16 protein-coding genes are annotated in these 15,157 nt (G+C 69.4%); 7 read left to right on the top strand and 9 right to left on the bottom strand.

What is annotated here, in order from left to right; all coding sequences use genetic code 11:
- Nucleotides 1-84: 84 nt before the first annotated feature.
- Both M9799_RS05320 and M9799_RS05315 read right to left on the bottom strand, forming a co-directional pair.
- Nucleotides 85-552, bottom strand: a complete 468-nt coding sequence (locus tag M9799_RS05320) for a DUF2269 family protein (protein ID WP_231043476.1) — start codon at nt 550-552, stop codon at nt 85-87.
- Nucleotides 553-563: 11 nt separating this feature from the next.
- Nucleotides 564-1,850: an SDR family oxidoreductase gene (locus M9799_RS05315; RefSeq protein WP_231043477.1), complete on the bottom strand. Its 1,287-nt coding sequence runs from the start codon at nt 1,848-1,850 to the stop codon at nt 564-566.
- A 107-nt stretch (nt 1,851-1,957) separates the two neighbouring features.
- On the opposite strand from M9799_RS05315, the gene M9799_RS05310 reads away from it, so the two are divergent.
- From M9799_RS05310 to M9799_RS05290, 5 genes are all read left to right on the top strand, one after another.
- Nucleotides 1,958-2,467, top strand: coding sequence for a hypothetical protein (locus tag M9799_RS05310; protein ID WP_231043478.1), 510 nt, complete (start codon nt 1,958-1,960; stop codon nt 2,465-2,467).
- Between the two features lie 215 nt (nt 2,468-2,682).
- Nucleotides 2,683-3,027, top strand: a complete 345-nt coding sequence (locus tag M9799_RS05305) for a KGG domain-containing protein (RefSeq protein ID WP_231043479.1) — start codon at nt 2,683-2,685, stop codon at nt 3,025-3,027.
- A 245-nt stretch (nt 3,028-3,272) separates the two neighbouring features.
- The gene (locus tag M9799_RS05300; protein ID WP_231043480.1) at nt 3,273-4,076 is read left to right on the top strand and encodes a ferritin-like domain-containing protein; all 804 of its coding nucleotides are present in this window, start codon (nt 3,273-3,275) and stop codon (nt 4,074-4,076) included.
- Between the two features lie 26 nt (nt 4,077-4,102).
- A complete protein-coding gene (locus M9799_RS05295) occupies nt 4,103-5,284 on the top strand; it encodes a hypothetical protein (RefSeq protein ID WP_231043481.1) in 1,182 nt (393 codons plus the stop codon).
- A gap of 13 nt (nt 5,285-5,297) precedes the next feature.
- A complete protein-coding gene (locus M9799_RS05290) occupies nt 5,298-6,179 on the top strand; it encodes an MBL fold metallo-hydrolase (RefSeq protein WP_231043482.1) in 882 nt (293 codons plus the stop codon).
- Here M9799_RS05290 and M9799_RS05285 read toward each other — a convergent pair.
- On the bottom strand, nt 6,167-6,628 hold the full coding sequence (locus M9799_RS05285) for an Lrp/AsnC family transcriptional regulator (RefSeq protein ID WP_231043483.1): 462 nt from the start codon (nt 6,626-6,628) through the stop codon (nt 6,167-6,169). The genes M9799_RS05290 and M9799_RS05285 overlap by 13 nt on opposite strands.
- Before the next feature lie 101 nt (nt 6,629-6,729).
- On the opposite strand from M9799_RS05285, the gene M9799_RS05280 reads away from it, so the two are divergent.
- On the top strand, nt 6,730-8,370 hold the full coding sequence (locus tag M9799_RS05280) for an aminotransferase class V-fold PLP-dependent enzyme (protein WP_231043484.1): 1,641 nt from the start codon (nt 6,730-6,732) through the stop codon (nt 8,368-8,370).
- Between the two features lie 34 nt (nt 8,371-8,404).
- On the opposite strand, the gene M9799_RS05275 is transcribed toward M9799_RS05280, so the two are convergent.
- The 6 genes from M9799_RS05275 to M9799_RS05250 are packed head-to-tail and all read right to left on the bottom strand — an operon-like array spanning nt 8,405 to nt 14,205.
- Nucleotides 8,405-9,820: an AtzE family amidohydrolase gene (locus M9799_RS05275; RefSeq protein ID WP_231043485.1), complete on the bottom strand. Its 1,416-nt coding sequence runs from the start codon at nt 9,818-9,820 to the stop codon at nt 8,405-8,407.
- Nucleotides 9,817-10,029, bottom strand: coding sequence for an AtzG-like protein (locus M9799_RS05270; RefSeq protein WP_231043486.1), 213 nt, complete (start codon nt 10,027-10,029; stop codon nt 9,817-9,819). Before M9799_RS05270 ends, M9799_RS05275 begins: the two co-directional genes overlap by 4 nt.
- Nucleotide 10,030: 1 nt before the next feature.
- Entirely contained in the window at nt 10,031-11,017 is a 987-nt protein-coding gene (locus M9799_RS05265; protein WP_231043487.1) for a Bug family tripartite tricarboxylate transporter substrate binding protein, read from the bottom strand.
- Between the two features lie 52 nt (nt 11,018-11,069).
- Nucleotides 11,070-12,101 carry a CobW family GTP-binding protein gene (locus tag M9799_RS05260; RefSeq protein ID WP_231043488.1) on the bottom strand — a complete coding sequence of 344 codons (1,032 nt, stop codon included), beginning with the start codon at nt 12,099-12,101 and terminating at the stop codon, nt 11,070-11,072.
- A 2-nt stretch (nt 12,102-12,103) separates the two neighbouring features.
- The gene (locus M9799_RS05255) at nt 12,104-13,327 is read right to left on the bottom strand and encodes an LVIVD repeat-containing protein (protein WP_231043489.1); all 1,224 of its coding nucleotides are present in this window, start codon (nt 13,325-13,327) and stop codon (nt 12,104-12,106) included.
- Nucleotides 13,324-14,205 (bottom strand): polysaccharide deacetylase family protein, encoded by an 882-nt coding sequence (locus tag M9799_RS05250; RefSeq protein ID WP_231043490.1) that lies wholly within the window; start codon nt 14,203-14,205, stop codon nt 13,324-13,326. Before M9799_RS05250 ends, M9799_RS05255 begins: the two co-directional genes overlap by 4 nt.
- Nucleotides 14,206-14,328: 123 nt before the next feature.
- On the opposite strand from M9799_RS05250, the gene M9799_RS05245 reads away from it, so the two are divergent.
- Nucleotides 14,329-15,150, top strand: coding sequence for an IclR family transcriptional regulator (locus tag M9799_RS05245; protein WP_231043491.1), 822 nt, complete (start codon nt 14,329-14,331; stop codon nt 15,148-15,150).
- Nucleotides 15,151-15,157 lie beyond the last annotated feature (7 nt).

Here is a 15,157-nt window from a genome sequence, read left to right as displayed (position 1 = left end):
GCCTTATCATCCCTCATTCGCGGCAGGCTGCATAGCACCGGCGCAAATAGGCCCCAAGTTGCCGGGAGCCGCATTCCTGTCGCTCTAGAACGAAGGTTTGGCAACCATCAGCCAGAAGATCGCCAGGAAGGCCGCAAGCGCCGGCACGCCCAGCGCCACCCAGGCCACGAACAGGCGGCGGAACTGCGCGTTGGCCGGCTCGCCGCGCTCGGCGCACTGCTGGGCCAGGTCGCGCAGCCGCATCTGCAGCCACACGACGGGCAGCCAGCAGGCTATGGCCACCGCATACAGTCCCAGCGACCAGGCGACCCAGCCGGTACCCAGCGGAATGCCCATCAGATGCAGCAGCCAGAAACCGGTCAGCGGCTGGGCGATGGCAGTGGTGGCGGTGAACATCCAGTCGGCGCGCACGACCCAGCGCGCCACGTGGGCGATCAGCCGCATGTCGCCGCCGAGCACCGTGACCAGCAGATAGAACGCCGATCCGATGCCGGTGCCGAACAGCACGGTGGAGGACAGGATATGCAACCACTTGAGCAGGAAATATTCCATGGCGATGCACTTCAGCGCCGGTTGTGGCGCAGGGGGGGCTCGAAGGCCCAGAGCAGGCCGATGAGCAGGGCAAAGGGCAGGTTCTTGGACAGCGGCCCGAAGGGATGCAGCCACCACTCGGGCGCCCGCAGGCTGAGGATGGCGGTGTAGCCGAGCATGGTGGCGAGTTGTGCCAGCCAGACCCAGCGCCTGGCCTGGCCGCGGGTGAAGAACACCGCCACGCCCAGCGCCAGGTCCAGCACGGCCGCCACGTAGAGCGACCACCAGGCCAGGACGCCCGTGAGCCCCACGCCAGCCAGCAGCGCCAGGCTCGCGTGCTCGGGGTACAGGCCCAGCGACACCAGGCCGGTCCAGATCCACAGCAGCGCCACGGCCAGGCGCATCGGGGGAAGCCAGAGCGCGAGCATTGCCGCGTGCCGGTGCGCGCGCGCTTCGCCAGGGCCTTGGCCGCGTCCCGGCGGCTGCGGCGCATGTCCCAGCAGCTGCGCGAAGCCGGTGGCACTGGCGGCATTGCCGCGCAGCAGCATGCCCACGGCCTCGCGGGTCATGGGGGTGCGCGGCCACCATTCCAGCAGCCGCGCACCCCACAGCGCCAAGCCGTCGGGCAGGCTGAAAATGCGCTGCCGGGTGGAGATGCCCTGGCGCTCGCGCAACTGGCCGAGGTACTCGCGCAGCGTCAGTGGCTCGGGGCCGACGAAGGCCAGCGTGCGCTGGCCCGCGGCCGGCTGCGTGACCAGCTTCACCAGCCCTTGCACCACATCTTCCAGGCGCACGGGCTGTACCGCCGAGGCACCGCCGCGCGGCAGCATCAGCCAGGGCAGGGTGGCCAGGCTGTCGAACAGCGCGGCGCTGGCAACTCCGGGTCCATAGACCAGCGAGGGCTGCACGATGGTCGAGGCCACCGGCAGGCCGCGCAGCAGGTCGTCGGCGGCTTTCTTGCTGCGGTGGAAGGCGCTGGCTGCTCCTTCGTCGGCGCCCAGCGCGGAAATCTGGATCACATGCCGCACGCCCGCAGCGACGCAGCCGTGGAAGAGCTCCTGCGGCCCCCGGGTGTGCACCGCGTCGAAGGACTGACCCGCGCTTTCGCGGATGATGCCGGCCGCATTGACCACGACCTGCACGCCCTGCAGCTGCTGCGCCCACCACTGGCGCGACGGCACGGCCGCCAGGTCGACTGGCAGGCCCGCGGGATCCGCAGGCGCGCGCGATGCCGCCACCACCTCGCAATGCGCGGCGCGCAGGGCGCGCACCAGCGCGCTGCCAATGGCGCCGGTGGCGCCCGTCACGAGGACCTTCATGCTGGCACGTTAAGCCGCGCTCCCTGTCCAACGCGTAGGAGCCATTCCTACAATCGCGTCGGCTTGCCCGGCCGATACTGGGCCCATCCAGTCACGGGAAAGACGCCATGCCCGATTCCTCCACTTCGCCACGCAAGGCGCTGCTGTATGAAGCCCTGATCGCAGGCAGTTGCGCCAGCCTGCTGTCGACGCTGGCCCTGGCCTGGGCCGGGCACCGCGAGCTCCGCAGCGCTGTCGCGCCGGTCAATGCGGTCAGCCACTGGCGCTGGGGCCGGCCGGCCCTGCGCCAGCGGGCCGTGACGAGGCGCCATACGCTGCTGGGGTATGCAATCCACCATGGCGCCTCGATATGGTGGGCGGCGCTGCATGCCGCCGCCATGCAGCGCCACCGGCTGCACCATGAACCCGCTGCCGTACTGGCGAGCGCCGCGGTGACAAGCGCCATTGCCTGCGTGGTGGATTTCAAGTGCACGCCAGAGCGCTTCACGCCGGGTTTCGAGCACCACCTGTCGCACAGGTCCGTAGCCGGCGTCTACGCCTTGTTTGCCGTCGGTCTGGCGCTGGGCGCCCTGGCGGTACGCGGCCGCCACGCGGCGCAGGGCGAGCCGTCGGATTGACCCTGGCAATCTTGGCTCACCAAACGTGGGGGGTGTGTCAATCTGAAACCTTTGTCTGGAAAGATCCTGGAGGAAAGTGAGCAGTTGCTCATCCATCTTTCCCGTCCTACGGCAATGTAGTCCAAGGACCACCAGATATCCAGGAGGAGGGGCAGATACTGGCCTCCGCATGTGCTGTTGCGCATGCTGGATTCTTCACTCAACAGGAGCTAAAGATGGCCAATAGCAATCAGCAAGGTGGCGGCAACCAGAACCAATCCGGTGGATCGTCGGAACGTGGCTTTGCGTCCATGGACAGCGACAAGCAACGCGAGATCGCAGCCGAGGGCGGACGTGCCGCCCATGCTTCCGGCAACGCGCATGAGTTCACCTCCGAAGAAGCCCGGGAAGCCGGCTCCAAGAGCCATGGCGGGCAGGGCTCGGGCGGTAACCAAGGCGGCTCCGGCAGCAACCAGGGCGGCTCTGGTGGCAACCAGGGCGGCTCCGGCGGCACCCGCGGCGGCACCAGCGAGCAGCATGCCGAAGCCGGCCGCCAAAGCCACAAGAACGACCAGCGTTGACAGGGCGTATAGCCATAGGCCAGTTGCAACCAGACTGGCATAGACGTCAGTGTCGTTCATGAGACCCGGCAAAGCGCATTGTTTTGACAGCGACCCTATACGTGCCAAGGCGCCACCCCCTGGGCCGAGTGGCGCCCCGCAGCAGAAAAGCCCGCGTGAGCAAGCACAGCCCCAACAAAGCCAGCGACGGGCAAGGTGATGCTTCGGTCACCTGATAAATCCTCCCACGATGCAAGGAGCAGATGATGGAACCCACCACCACCGGAATGAACAAGACCGGCGCCACGGTCAACCCCGATGGCGTCGAAGCGATGGTCGAGGCTGTGCAGCGCTACAGCCCGCCGACCCCGATCGATACCAGCGCTGCCGCGCGCGAACGCCTGCTGTACCTGCGGGAATCCGATGCCGTCGGTTCCGTGCCCAAGCCGGCGTCGCTGAGTGGCACCCTCAAGACCGGCGTCGCCCAGCTGCTCGGTGACCGCCCCGAACTGCTGATGGACAAGATCGGCGAAAGAATTGCCTTCGAGCGCGGCGGCGTGCGCCTCTACGATGCGTTGATGGTGAAGTTCCAGGCCGCCGCCGCCGCCGGCGTGGCCCTGCCGCCGATCGCACAGGCCTGCAAGGAACTGGGCGAGGATCCACGCCTGATCACCCTGCGCGAAGAGCTGCCGGAACAGACGCTGGCGCGCATCCGCGCCGAGGAACTGGCGCATTTCCACATGCTGTGCGACGCGATGCGGAAGCTTGGTGGCGACCCGACTGCCCAGACGCCCTGCGCCGATGTGATCGGCACGGCCTCGATGGGCCTGATCCAGGTGGTGAGCGATCCACGCACGACGCTGGCGCAGTCGTTCAACGCCATGCTGACGGCCGAGCTGACGGACAACGCCGGCTGGGAGCTGCTGGTGCAGCTGACCGACAAGGCCGGCGAACACAAGCTGGCGGGCCAATTCCTGCAGGCGCAGCATGAGGAAGCGCAGCATGTGCTGGTGATCCGCAGCTGGCTCACCGCGCTGCTGACCGCCGAGGAGCATTCGTCCGCCATCTGATCCCAACTGCTTCCAGGAGAAACCCAATGACGCTCAATCTCTTTCAAGACCGGGGTGTGGCGCTTGACCGCCAGCGCATGAGCTGGAAAGACATGGTGGGAAAACCCATCAGCAAACTCGATGACGATGCATTCACGCGCACGCGCATCATTCTGATGAATGGTGTCGAGCTCGACTCGCTGCGCACCAAGCAGGTCGCGTTGCGCATGAATGCACCTGCACGGGTGGCACTGGCCCAGCTGATGCGCGTCGAGCAGCACCAGGCCACCACCATCAACTGGCTGCTGGGCGCGGACCATTCGCCGCTCGAGACCACGATTGCCTACGAGCAGACCGCCATCGAGGTCACGGCCGCAGTGGCGCAGCTCGAGCCCGATGCCTATCTGTCCCAGGGCTACCGCTATGCGCTGCTGGAGGATTTCGACCATCTCTACCGCTACAGCGCGCTGCTCGACCGCCTCGAGGGCAAGGACGCCAACAACATCACCCAGGGCTACACCGACATCGTGCCGGCGCGCGCCACCTGGTTCCACCACCGTGCGCCCGAGCATGACCTGCTCGAGCCCTATGGCCCCGACGCGGTGCTGGCCACCAAGCTGCACGCGCTCACGCTCACCGGCGGCGAATACCAGACTCACGACTACTACATGAATATCGGCCCGATCTTTGCCGACCCGATTGCGCGCCAGCTCTATGCCGAGATCGCCTCGGTCGAGTCGCAGCACATCACGCATTACGGCTCGATGCTCAATCCGCACGAGTCGCCGCTGGAAAAGCTGCTGATCTCCGAAGCCTGCGAGGTCTGGAACTATGCGGGCTGCGCGGCACAGGAGACCAATCCCCGCGTGAAGGCCATCTGGGAGCGCTTCCTCGACTACGAACTGGGCCATTTCCAGGTCGCGCTCAGGCTCTTCAAGGACATCGAGCGCCGCGATCCGGCCGAGGTGCTGGGCAATGGTGCCTTGCCGGACTTCATCCAGTTCCGCAGCCACCGCGACTACCTGCGGCGCGTGGTCGAGGAGGAAACCAACCTGCGCAAGGACGGCACGCGCTTCGTGGGTACCGAGGAGGAGGGCGAATCCTCGCTGGCCTACCGCGATGCGGTCAATGCGGCGGGCTCGCCATCGCAGGCGATTTCCGAGACCTATGCCTGGGCCCCGGGAACCGAGCTGGTGCGCGACGGCGCGCGCGGCCTGGGCAAGCTCTGAGGCACAGGCGCGCATGCCCAGGATCCACCATCTCAACTGCATCTGCGCCTGCCCGCTGGGCGGGCGCCTGATGGACGGGCGTGCGCCCACGGTCTTCCAGCGCGGCACGCTGTGCTGCCATTGCCTGCTGCTGGAGACCTCCGAGGGCCTGACGCTGGTCGATACCGGCTACGGCCTGGGCGACGTGCGCGAGCCGCAGCGCCGCCTGAGCAGCTTCTTCCTCTGGCTGATGTCGCCCGATCTGCGCGAGGAGATGACCGCCGCGCGCCAGATCGAGCGCCTGGGGTTCCGCCGCGAGGACGTGCGGCATATCGTGCTGACCCATCTGGACTTCGACCACGCGGGCGGCCTCGACGACTTCCCGCGGGCCGCGGTGCATCTGCTGCGCAGCGAGCGCGAGGCGGCCGAGGCGCAGCACACCTGGCTCGACCGCCAGCGCTACCGGCCCGCGCAGTGGGCGAGCCGCCCGCGCTGGCAGGTCTATGACGCAGCGCAGGGCGACACCTGGCAGGGCCTGCAGTGCGTGCGTGCGCTGCGCGGCTTGACGGACGACGTGCTGCTGGTGCCGCTGGCCGGCCACACGCTGGGCCATGCTGGCGTCGCGGTGCGCTCGGGCGAAGGCTGGATGCTGATGGCCGGCGATGCGTATTTTCACCACCGCGAGATGGACCTCGAGGATCCCTGGTGCACGCCGGGCCTGCGCATGTACCAGACGATGATGGAAAAGGACCGCAAGGCGCGCCTGGCCAACCAGGGCCGGCTGCGCGCGCTCAAGGCGCAGGCTGGCGCCGCCATCGACATCCTGAGCGCGCACGATCCGCTGGAATTCGAGCGCGTTGCGGGCCGCGCGATGTATACGCTGCCCGAAGCCGTGCCGGCGGTTCAGCGCACATAGCCCAGCGGCAGCGCGGTGGTGTATTTGAGCTCCTCCATCGCGAAGCTCGAGGAAACGTCCAGCAGCTGGGTGCCGGCGATCAGGCGCTTGTAGACCTTGTCGTAGGCGGCGATGTCGGGCACCACCACGCGCAGCAGGTAGTCGACGTCGCCGCTCATGCGGTAGAACTCGACCACCTCGGAAATGGCCTCGACGGTGGCATGGAAGCGGTCGAACCATTCCTGGCTGTGGGTGCTGGTGCGCACCGCGACGAACACCGTGACGCTGACGTTGGCATGGTTGCGGTCCACCAGCGCCACGTTGCGCGTGATGACGCCCGCCTCCTTGAGGCGCTGGATGCGCCGCCAGCAGGAGGTCTGCGACAGGGCCAGTTCGGCAGCCAGATCGGCAACCGGTACATCGGCATCCTGCTGGAGCTTTTCGAGCAAACGGCGGTCGGTGGAATCCATTTTCATATTCATGCATCGATGTGGAATGGCTTTGCACAGGAGGGCATAGCCAAGCAGTATTCTGCAAGAGCAATACGCTGGCCCCGTTGGAAAATTCCTCCATGGAAATCTATCTCGATGCGAATGCCACCACGGCCGTCTTTCCCCCGGCCCGTCAGGCCGCGCTGGCCGTCATGGCCGACAGTTTCGGCAATCCCAGCAGCACCCATGGCAGCGGCCTCAAGGCGCGGGCTGTGCTCGACCAGGTGCGGGCCAGCGCGCGGCGCGTGCTCGATGCTCCCACGGGCGAGCTGTTCTTCACCAGCGGCGCCACCGAAGGCATCCAGACCAGCGTGCTGTCGGCGCTGTGCGAATTGCGCCGGCGCCGCGATGCCGGCGAGCCCGCGGCCGAGGCGCTGCTGTATGGCGCCACCGAGCACAAGGCGGTATCGCAGGCGCTGCAGCACTGGAACCGGCTGCTGGGATTGGACCTGCCGATCCTGGCCATTCCCGTGGACCGCAACGGCCGCCATGACCTGGCCTGGCTGCGCGCGCACGCACCGGCAGCGGGGCTGGTCTGCACCATGGCCGCCAACAACGAGACCGGCGTCATCAGCGATCTCGATGGCATTGCCGACATCCTGCGCGGCAGTGCGGCGCTGTGGCTGGTCGACGGGGTCCAGGCGCTGGGCAAGCTGCCCTTGAAGCTGGCCGAGCGGGACATCGACTACGCCCCCTTTTCCGGACACAAGTTCCACGCCCCCAAGGGCATCGGCCTGCTCTACGTGCGTGCGGGCGCGCCCTTCACGCCGCTGCTGACGGGCGGCGGGCAGGAGGGGGGCTTGCGCGGCGGCACGGAGAACATCGCCGGCATCGCGGCGCTGGGCGCGGTGCTCGGTGCCATGGAAGCCGGCAACGTCTTTCAGACACCTGTGGCGCTGGCCGCGCACCGCGCGCAGTTGACGCAGGCATTGCGCGAGGCCTTCCCGGGGCTGGTGTTCAATGCCGGCGAGGCGCCATGCCTGCCAACGACCTTGAACTTCGCGGTGCGCGGCGTCGGCTCCAAGCTGCTGCTCGATCTCTTCGATGCCGCCGGCCTGCGCGTCAGCGCCGGCTCGGCCTGCAGCGCCGCCAAGGCCGAGCCCAGCTATGTATTGCAGGCCATGGGACTGGAAAAGTGGCGGACCGAGGCCGCGGTGCGCCTGTCCTTTGGCGCGCTCGACAGCGCGGAATTCATTGCCGCGGCCTGCGCGCGGCTGCGGCGCTGCGGCGAGGTCCTGCGCGCGCGCGGCCTGGGCAGCGTGGCGCCGGCCACGGCGTGCGATCAGCCCTCGCCGTTGCCGGGCCATGAGGCGCAGGGGGTGTTTGCCGCGGCCTGCAAGGAGGCATTGCTTCCGGTCGGCGACGCCGAAAAGCGCGCGCTGGCCATCGACTGCGAAGCGGCGGTGGAGTTGCACCGGCAGGGCCAGGTGCTGTGGGTGGATGTGCGCGAAGGCTACGAGCGCGATGTCCAGGCGCAGACCGGGCTGCTCAAGGATGCGCAGGCGGCGCCCCTGTCGGGCCTGGCCTCGGCATTGCCCGAATGGCTGGCGCTCGCGCCGCAGGTGCCGGTGGTGTTCTATTGCCGCAGCGGCAACCGCAGCGCCCAGGCGGCGCGCGCGCTGCGCTGCCTGGGGCATGCCTCCGCCTGGAGCCTGGCAGGCGGGCTGGCGATGTGGAGCGAGCCGGAGCCACAGCGCACGGCCGAGGCTGCGGCGCACTGAAACCCAGGCGCCGTCCGCAAAGAAGCCCGGGTGATCAGGCCTGCGGCAGGCGCGTGCCGGCCAGCCCCCTGGCCTCCAGTGCGGCCGAGCCCATTAGGCACAGGTCCTCGCGCCAGGGCGCGGCGATCAGCTGCACGCCCAGCGGCAGGCCGCCGGCCAGCGCCGGCCACAGCGGCGCGGTGCATACCGGCAGGCCGATGCACGACAGCGGCTGCGTCAGCAGCCCCAGGCCGGCGCGCGGCGGAACCTGCTGGCCATGCAGGTCCACCGTGGCCGCGCCCAAGGGCGTGGCGGCGAAAGGCGTGGCCGGCGCCAGCAACAGGTCGTAGCGCGAGAACAGCGCCATGGCTTCCTGGTGGCACTGGCGGCGCAGCCGCTGCGCCTGCACCACCCATTCCACCGGGATCAGGCTGCCGGCCACCAGGCGGTCGCGCGAGTGCGGCTCGTACTCGGCATAACGGCTGCGCAGCCGTTCGCGGTGCAGCGCGCCGCCCTCGGCCGCGGTGATCAGGAAGGCGGCGGTGCGGGCCGTCTCTGCGCCGCGGAACTCGACCTCATCGGACGCGCCCAGCGCCGCGGCGGCCAGGTCCAGCGCCTGCCGGGCGGCGGCGTCGGCCTGGGCGTGGAACCAGCCGCCGAGGATACCTATGCGCAGGCCCGCCGGCCATTGCAGCGCCGTCGACACCGGCTCCGCCGGCCGCTGTGCGCAGGCGACATCGGCGGGGTCGCCGCCCTGCATCAGGTCGTAGGCCAGCGCCAGGTCGCGTGTGCTGCCGGCGAAGAGCCCCAGGTGATCCAGGCTGTGGACGAAGGGATAGGTGCCGCTGCGTGGCAGCCGGCCGTAGGTAGGCTTGAGGCCGAACACGCCGCACAGGCTGGCCGGCACGCGCACCGAGCCGTTGGTGTCCGAGCCCAGCGTCAGCGGCACCAGCCCCGCCGCCACGGCGGCGGCCGAGCCTCCAGAAGAACCGCCCGCCACCCGCGTGCGGTCGTGTGGATTGCGGGTGCTGCCGTAATGGCTGTTCTCGGTGGTGAAGCCATAGGCATGCTCGTCCATGTTGAGCGCGCCGACCAGTACCCCACCAGCCTGCCGCAAGCGGCGCACCAGCAGCGCGTCCTGCGTGGCCGGAGGGTCTGCGGCATTGACCTGGCCGCCGGCCAGCGTCGCCAGGCCCGCGACATCGTAGAGGTTCTTCACCGCATAGGGCACGCCGGCCAGCGGTGGCAAAGACTCGCCCCGGGCAAAGGCGGCGTCCACCGCGGCCGCTTCGGCCAATGCCCGCTCGGCGGTGACGGCGGTGAAGCAGTTGAGCTGCGGGTCCTGCGCGGCGATGCGCTCGAGTGTCTCGCACGCGATGGAGGTGGCGCTGCGCTCGCCGCTGCGCACCTGGGCGGCCAGCGCCTCGGCGCTGGCAAAGGCGGGTCCGGTCGGGGTGATGGTGGCGTTCATGGGCGGAAAACGTAGGCGGCCTCGTCCTGCCGCGCCAGCGGTTGCAGGCGCAGCGCAGCGGCCATGGCGGCGATGCGGGCGAATTGCTCGGCCACCTGCGCCGGGGGGATCAGGGTGGCGTCGTAGCCCTGCAGCGCCATGGCGGCGCGCACATAGGCATCGATGTCGGCTGCGGACGCCGCGGGAGCGGAAGGTACAGGCTGGCTCATCTCATTCGACCTTGGCGCCGGTGGACTTCACCAGCGGCGCGTAGTGGGCCATCTCGCGCTGCACGATGCGGTTGAACTGTTCCGCGTTGCCGGTGGTGACCACCTCCGCGCCCAGCTGCAGATAGGTCGCCTTGATCTCCGGCGAGGCCAGCACCTTGGCCAGGGTGTCGTTGAGCTTCCTGACCACCGGCGCGGGCAGGCCGGCGGGGCCGACGATGCCGTTGTAGAGCACCAGCTCGAATCGGGGCACGCCGGCTTCGACCATGGTCGGCACCTCGGCGGCGGAGGCCACGCGCTGCGGCGTGGTGACCGCCAGGGCCCGCAGGGTGCCGGCCTTCACCTGGGCCAGCGCGGGCGGCAGGCTGCTGAAGAAGAAGTCGATCTCGCCGGCCAGCAAGGCATTGGTGGCGGGCGCGCTGCCGCGGTAGGGCACATGCACCGGCTCGATGCCGCCGGCATTGTTGAGCATGGCGCCGGCCAGGTGGATGATGGTGCCGTTGCCGGAGGAGCCGAAGTTGCCCGGCTTGGACTTCTGCTGCGCGATCAGCTCCTGCACGGTCTTCGCCGGCGACTTGGCGTTCACCACCAGCATCAGCGGCGTGGACGCCACCATGCCCACGGGCGTGAAGCTGCGCACCGTGTCATAGGGCAGCTTGGGATAGAGGCTGGCGTTGATGGCATGCGTGGTGACGTCGGTCAGCAGCAGGGTGTAGCCGTCCGGCGCGGACTTGGCCACCGCGTCGGCGGCGATGGTGGTGCCGGCGCCGGGCTTGTTGTCCACCACCACCGCCTGGCCCAGCTCGCGGCCCATCTGCATGGCGACGGCGCGGGCGATCACATCGGTGATGCCGCCCCCGGGAAAGCCCACCACCATGCGGATCGGCTTGGAAGGATAGGCATCGGGCTGGGCCTGGGCCGGGCCGGCCAGGGCCAGCAGCAGGGATGCGGCCAGGGCCGAAAGGTTCTGACGGCGCGAAAGAAAAGGCATTTTTGACTCCCGTGGAAAGAAAAAACCAGAAAGCGGCGGTTGGAGCGGGTGCTCAGGGCGCGGCCGGCGCCGCCAGCGCCACCGCCCGCATCGCCTGCCACAGCGCCTGGATCTCGTCGCGCACCAGGCGCCGGCCGATCAGCACCAGGCTGCTGCCCTCGGGCAGGGCAGCGCCGGCGGCCAGCGGCACCTCGCGGTCGAACTGGTGGCCCACGCCCTGCACCACGAAGGCCTGGCCGGGCGCGTCCTCGTAGCGCACGATGCCCTTGACGCGCAGCAGATCGGCGCCGCGCAGGCGCACCAGCAGCTCCAGGAACTCGCGCAGCAGCGCGCGCGGCAGCGGCAGGTCGAAACGCAGCGCGAAGCTGCCGACCCCGGCGGGATGCGGCACCAGCCGGCGGCCCAGGTAGGCGCCGTCGGCCGGCGCGGTCGCCAGCCATTCGAAGGGCGTGGCATCGGCCAGGTCGGCCACCGGTATGTCGCCGAAGGCGGCCTCCTGGCAGCGCGCGAAGGCATTGATGCCGCGCACCCAGTCCTGCGCCGCCTCGCGCTCCCCGGGCGTGGCGCGGTCGGCCTTGGAGAACACCACCCGGTCGGCCGCCGCCACCTGGCGCGCGGCGATGCCGGGCGCGGCGGCGCGGCCCGCGGCGTTGGTGGGGTCGACCAGGGTCACCACATGGCCCAGCCGGTAGTCGCGCAGCAGCGGCGCGTCGCCATACAGGGTCTGCGCCACCGGGCCGGGATCGGCCAGGCCGCTGGTCTCCACCACCACCCGGTCGAAGCCGGGCAGCTCGCCGCGCCGCCGGCGCATGCCGATGTCCACCAGCATCTCCTGCAGGTCGCCGCGCAGCTGGCAGCAGACGCAGCCGTTGTCCAGCAGCATGGTGCGGTCGTCGGAGCGCTCCAGCAGGTGGTGGTCGATGCCGATCTCGCCGATCTCGTTGACGATCAGCAGCGTGTTGGCCAGCTCCGGCGCGGCCAGCACGCGCCGCAGCAGCGTGGTCTTGCCGGCGCCGAGGAAACCCGACACCACGATGACCGGCGTGCGCGCATCGCGCAGCGCGAGGGATTGCGGGCCGGCCATGGCTAGATGTTCATCTCGATGCAGTAGAGGCCGCCGGTATGGCGGTCCACCGCGAAGACGATGCCGCGGTCGTCCACGAACACGTCGTTGATCTGCGTCGCGCCCACCGGCGAGCCCGCGGGCGCGGCCGGCACGAAACTGGCGATCTCCTGCGGTGCGAACGGGTCGGAGATGTCGTAGGCGCGCACCCCGGCGTTGAAGAAGGTGCCGACGATCACCTGGTCGGACTTCCACGCGCCTGGCACCGGCGGGTTCTCGTGCAGGTTGTGCGCGCCGAAGCGCCCGCCTCGCTTGGCGAACACGTCCACGGGCGGCGCCGGCAGCGTCGAGATGCTGACCAGGTTCTTCTCGTCGCTCATGTCGACCATCCACACCAGCTTCGGCCAGTCGCCGCCGTTGTCCATCACGCATTCGTCGCTGCAGACCAGCAGGTTGCGCTCGAACAGCGGCAGCGCGGTGTGGCTGAAGCCCTTGAAGGGCGGCGAGTTGACGAAGCGCGAAACGACCTTGGGCCGCGAGCGGTCGGAGATGTCCAGCACGAAGATGCCGCCGTCGATATAGCCCAGGTAGCAGCGGTCGGGCCGCTCGGGATAGACGTTGCTGTTGTGCGCGCGGATGCCGGAATCGAAGGGCGCGGCCAGGCGCTGCGGCGGGGGCTCGGCGTCGCCCTCCATGGTGCCGGGGAAGTGCCAGCGTCCCACCGCCTCGGGCTTCGAGGGATTGCGCACGTCGATGATGCGGTAGACCTGGTCGTCCTTGGGGTTGCGCGGGACCAGCTCCGGGTCGCCGCAGGCCATGTGCACCGTCTCGCCATCGACGAACCACAGCGTGTGGGCGCCGCGCGAGTGCGGGCCGGAGGCGTCGAAGTGCGAGATCAGCCGCGGCGACTCGGGCCGCGAGATGTCGAACAGATCGAAGCCCGCCGGCTGCAGCCCGGGGCGGCTGACCTGGTAGGCGACGGCCATCATCTGGCCCGAGATCTCGAGCGAGTTGGAGCGCACCGCCGCGTGCGGCAGCTCGGTCTGCACGACGATCTTCGGCGCGCGCGGGTCGCTCACGTCCACGCCGGTGAAGTTCTTGGGCGCGCTCTCGTGCGCCATCCACAGGATGCGCCGGCCGTCCGGCGCGAGCTGCAGGGCCACGCCTTCGCCCAGCCCGCCCCAGCCGGAGAGGTCGTGGTGCGAGAGCAGCTTCATGTTGCGGTGCTGTGCGGTGGCGGCGTTCATGCTGCGGCTCCCGGTGCGGTCTGCGCGTGCCAGGCCAGGATCTGCTCGCCAGTCATGAAGGCGACGTCGGCATGGCCATGCATGTACGCGAGGGCCTGCTCGAAATACCTGATGCGGTGCGGCACGCCGCTGAGGAAGGGGTGCACCGCCAGGCCCAGCACCCGGACCTGGTCCGCGCCTTCCTCGTAAAGCCGGTCGAAGGTGTCGGTGACGCGCCGCAGCAGCTCGTCGGCGCGGTGGTGCTGCACGGCCATCATGGGAATGTCGTTGAGCTCCACCGAATAGGGCATGGCGACCATCTCGCCGGTTTGGGTGCGCAGCGGCACCGGCTGGTCGTCGAGCACCCAGTCGCCGATGTAGCGGATGCCGGCGGCATGCAGCAGGTCGACGCTGTCCAGGGTCTGCGTCAGCCCGGGGCCGAGCCAGCCCACCGGCGCCTTGCCGGTGAAGTCGCGGATGGTGTCCACCGTGCGGCGGATCATGGCCGCCTGGTCCTCGACCTTGTGCACCGGCATCTGCTCGAAGCCATGGCCCATGAACTCCCAGCCCGCGTCGCGCGCGGCTTCGGCCACGCGCGGGTAGTTCAGGCAGACCGCGCCGTTGATGGACAGGGTGGGCACGATGCCCAGCTTGTCCAGCGCCGCCTTCAGGCGCCAGAAGCCGACGCGCATGCCGTACTCATGCCAGGCCCAGTTCGCCATGTCGGGCTGCACCGCCACACCGGTGGGGGCCGGAAGCACTTGGCGCGGCATCGGCCGCTCGATGCTCCAGTCCTCGACGTTGACGATGGGCCAGACGATCACCCGGGCACCCCCGGGGCCCTTGCGTGGCGGGCGGTCGATCATGGCGGAATAGTCGATGCGGTCTTTGGGGTTCATGATAATGTCCACTATTTGGATATATGCGACAGGTCCTTCTGGCGTTGCAAATTCGATGCCCGAAGGAGCTTCTGTATGAAACCCGCAGATACTTTTACCGAATATCCATTATTTGGACTTTCAATGAATACTTCTCCGAGCCTGCCCCCTGTCTCCGCCAGCCCGCAGGGCGTCGCCCGCATCGCCGCGCTGCTGCGGCTGGTGGCGGTCCACCAGGGCAGCGGGCTGCGCTACACCGAGATCGCGGAGCTCAGCGGGCTCGAGCGGCCGACGGCCCACCGCGTGCTCAAGTCCATGGTCGAGGAGGAACTGCTGGTGCGCGACCCCGCCACCCGCAGGTACCGGCTTGGTGCGTTGATCGCCGAATTGGGGGCGCTGGCCGCGCCCGTTCACGACCTTGGTGCGCTGTGCCAGCCGGCGCTGCAGCGCCTGGCGCAGGCGACCGGCGACACCGCCTTCGTGTTCACCCGCCGCGCCAACGATGCGCTGTGCGTCAGCCGGGTGCAGGGCGACTTCCCCATCCAGACGCCGGTGGTGGCGGTCGGCAGCCGCCAGCCACTGGGGGTGAATGCGGGGGGGCTGGCCTTCCTCATGGCGCTGCCGGCGCGCGAGGTGGACAGCATTCTGGCGGCCGTCGGCAGCCGGCTCGGCAGCTTCCAGCAGCTGGAGGTGAACAAGCTGCGCGAAGCCGTGGCGGCGGCGCGCAAGCAGGGCTATGCCTGCATCGGCGAGCATGCCGTCGCCGGCGTCACGGCCATCGGCCTGCCGGTGCCGGGCGCCGGCGGCGCTCCGGTGGCGGCGCTGACGGTGGCCTCCACCACCAGCCGCATGACGCTGGAGCGGCAGCAGGACATCCTGCCGGTGCTGCGCCGCGAGGTGCATGCGCTGGCGGCGCTGCTGGGCGGCGACGGCGCAACCCAGTACAAGACGGGGCAGCACCCGTAAAAAAGCC

Source organism: Comamonas endophytica (genome assembly GCF_023634805.2).
GTDB classification, from domain to species: Bacteria; Pseudomonadota; Gammaproteobacteria; order Burkholderiales; family Burkholderiaceae_C; genus Comamonas; species Comamonas endophytica.
The sequence above is the reverse complement of the archived record's forward strand: the minus strand, read 5'-3'. Positions and strand labels throughout refer to the sequence as shown.

Excerpts from the sequence above, each read along its gene's own strand:
- M9799_RS05320 (WP_231043476.1), bottom strand. The coding sequence starts at position 552 with ATGGAATATTTCCTGCTCAAGTGGTTGCATATCCTGTCCTCCACCGTG.
- M9799_RS05315 (WP_231043477.1), bottom strand. The coding sequence starts at position 1,850 with ATGAAGGTCCTCGTGACGGGCGCCACCGGCGCCATTGGCAGCGCGCTG.
- M9799_RS05310 (WP_231043478.1), top strand. The coding sequence starts at position 1,958 with ATGCCCGATTCCTCCACTTCGCCACGCAAGGCGCTGCTGTATGAAGCC.
- M9799_RS05305 (WP_231043479.1), top strand. The coding sequence starts at position 2,683 with ATGGCCAATAGCAATCAGCAAGGTGGCGGCAACCAGAACCAATCCGGT.
- M9799_RS05300 (WP_231043480.1), top strand. The coding sequence starts at position 3,273 with ATGGAACCCACCACCACCGGAATGAACAAGACCGGCGCCACGGTCAAC.
- M9799_RS05295 (WP_231043481.1), top strand. The coding sequence starts at position 4,103 with ATGACGCTCAATCTCTTTCAAGACCGGGGTGTGGCGCTTGACCGCCAG.
- M9799_RS05290 (WP_231043482.1), top strand. The coding sequence starts at position 5,298 with ATGCCCAGGATCCACCATCTCAACTGCATCTGCGCCTGCCCGCTGGGC.
- M9799_RS05285 (WP_231043483.1), bottom strand. The coding sequence starts at position 6,628 with ATGGATTCCACCGACCGCCGTTTGCTCGAAAAGCTCCAGCAGGATGCC.
- M9799_RS05280 (WP_231043484.1), top strand. The coding sequence starts at position 6,730 with ATGGAAATCTATCTCGATGCGAATGCCACCACGGCCGTCTTTCCCCCG.
- M9799_RS05275 (WP_231043485.1), bottom strand. The coding sequence starts at position 9,820 with ATGAACGCCACCATCACCCCGACCGGACCCGCCTTTGCCAGCGCCGAG.
- M9799_RS05270 (WP_231043486.1), bottom strand. The coding sequence starts at position 10,029 with ATGAGCCAGCCTGTACCTTCCGCTCCCGCGGCGTCCGCAGCCGACATC.
- M9799_RS05265 (WP_231043487.1), bottom strand. The coding sequence starts at position 11,017 with ATGCCTTTTCTTTCGCGCCGTCAGAACCTTTCGGCCCTGGCCGCATCC.
- M9799_RS05260 (WP_231043488.1), bottom strand. The coding sequence starts at position 12,101 with ATGGCCGGCCCGCAATCCCTCGCGCTGCGCGATGCGCGCACGCCGGTC.
- M9799_RS05255 (WP_231043489.1), bottom strand. The coding sequence starts at position 13,327 with ATGAACGCCGCCACCGCACAGCACCGCAACATGAAGCTGCTCTCGCAC.
- M9799_RS05250 (WP_231043490.1), bottom strand. The coding sequence starts at position 14,205 with ATGAACCCCAAAGACCGCATCGACTATTCCGCCATGATCGACCGCCCG.
- M9799_RS05245 (WP_231043491.1), top strand. The coding sequence starts at position 14,329 with ATGAATACTTCTCCGAGCCTGCCCCCTGTCTCCGCCAGCCCGCAGGGC.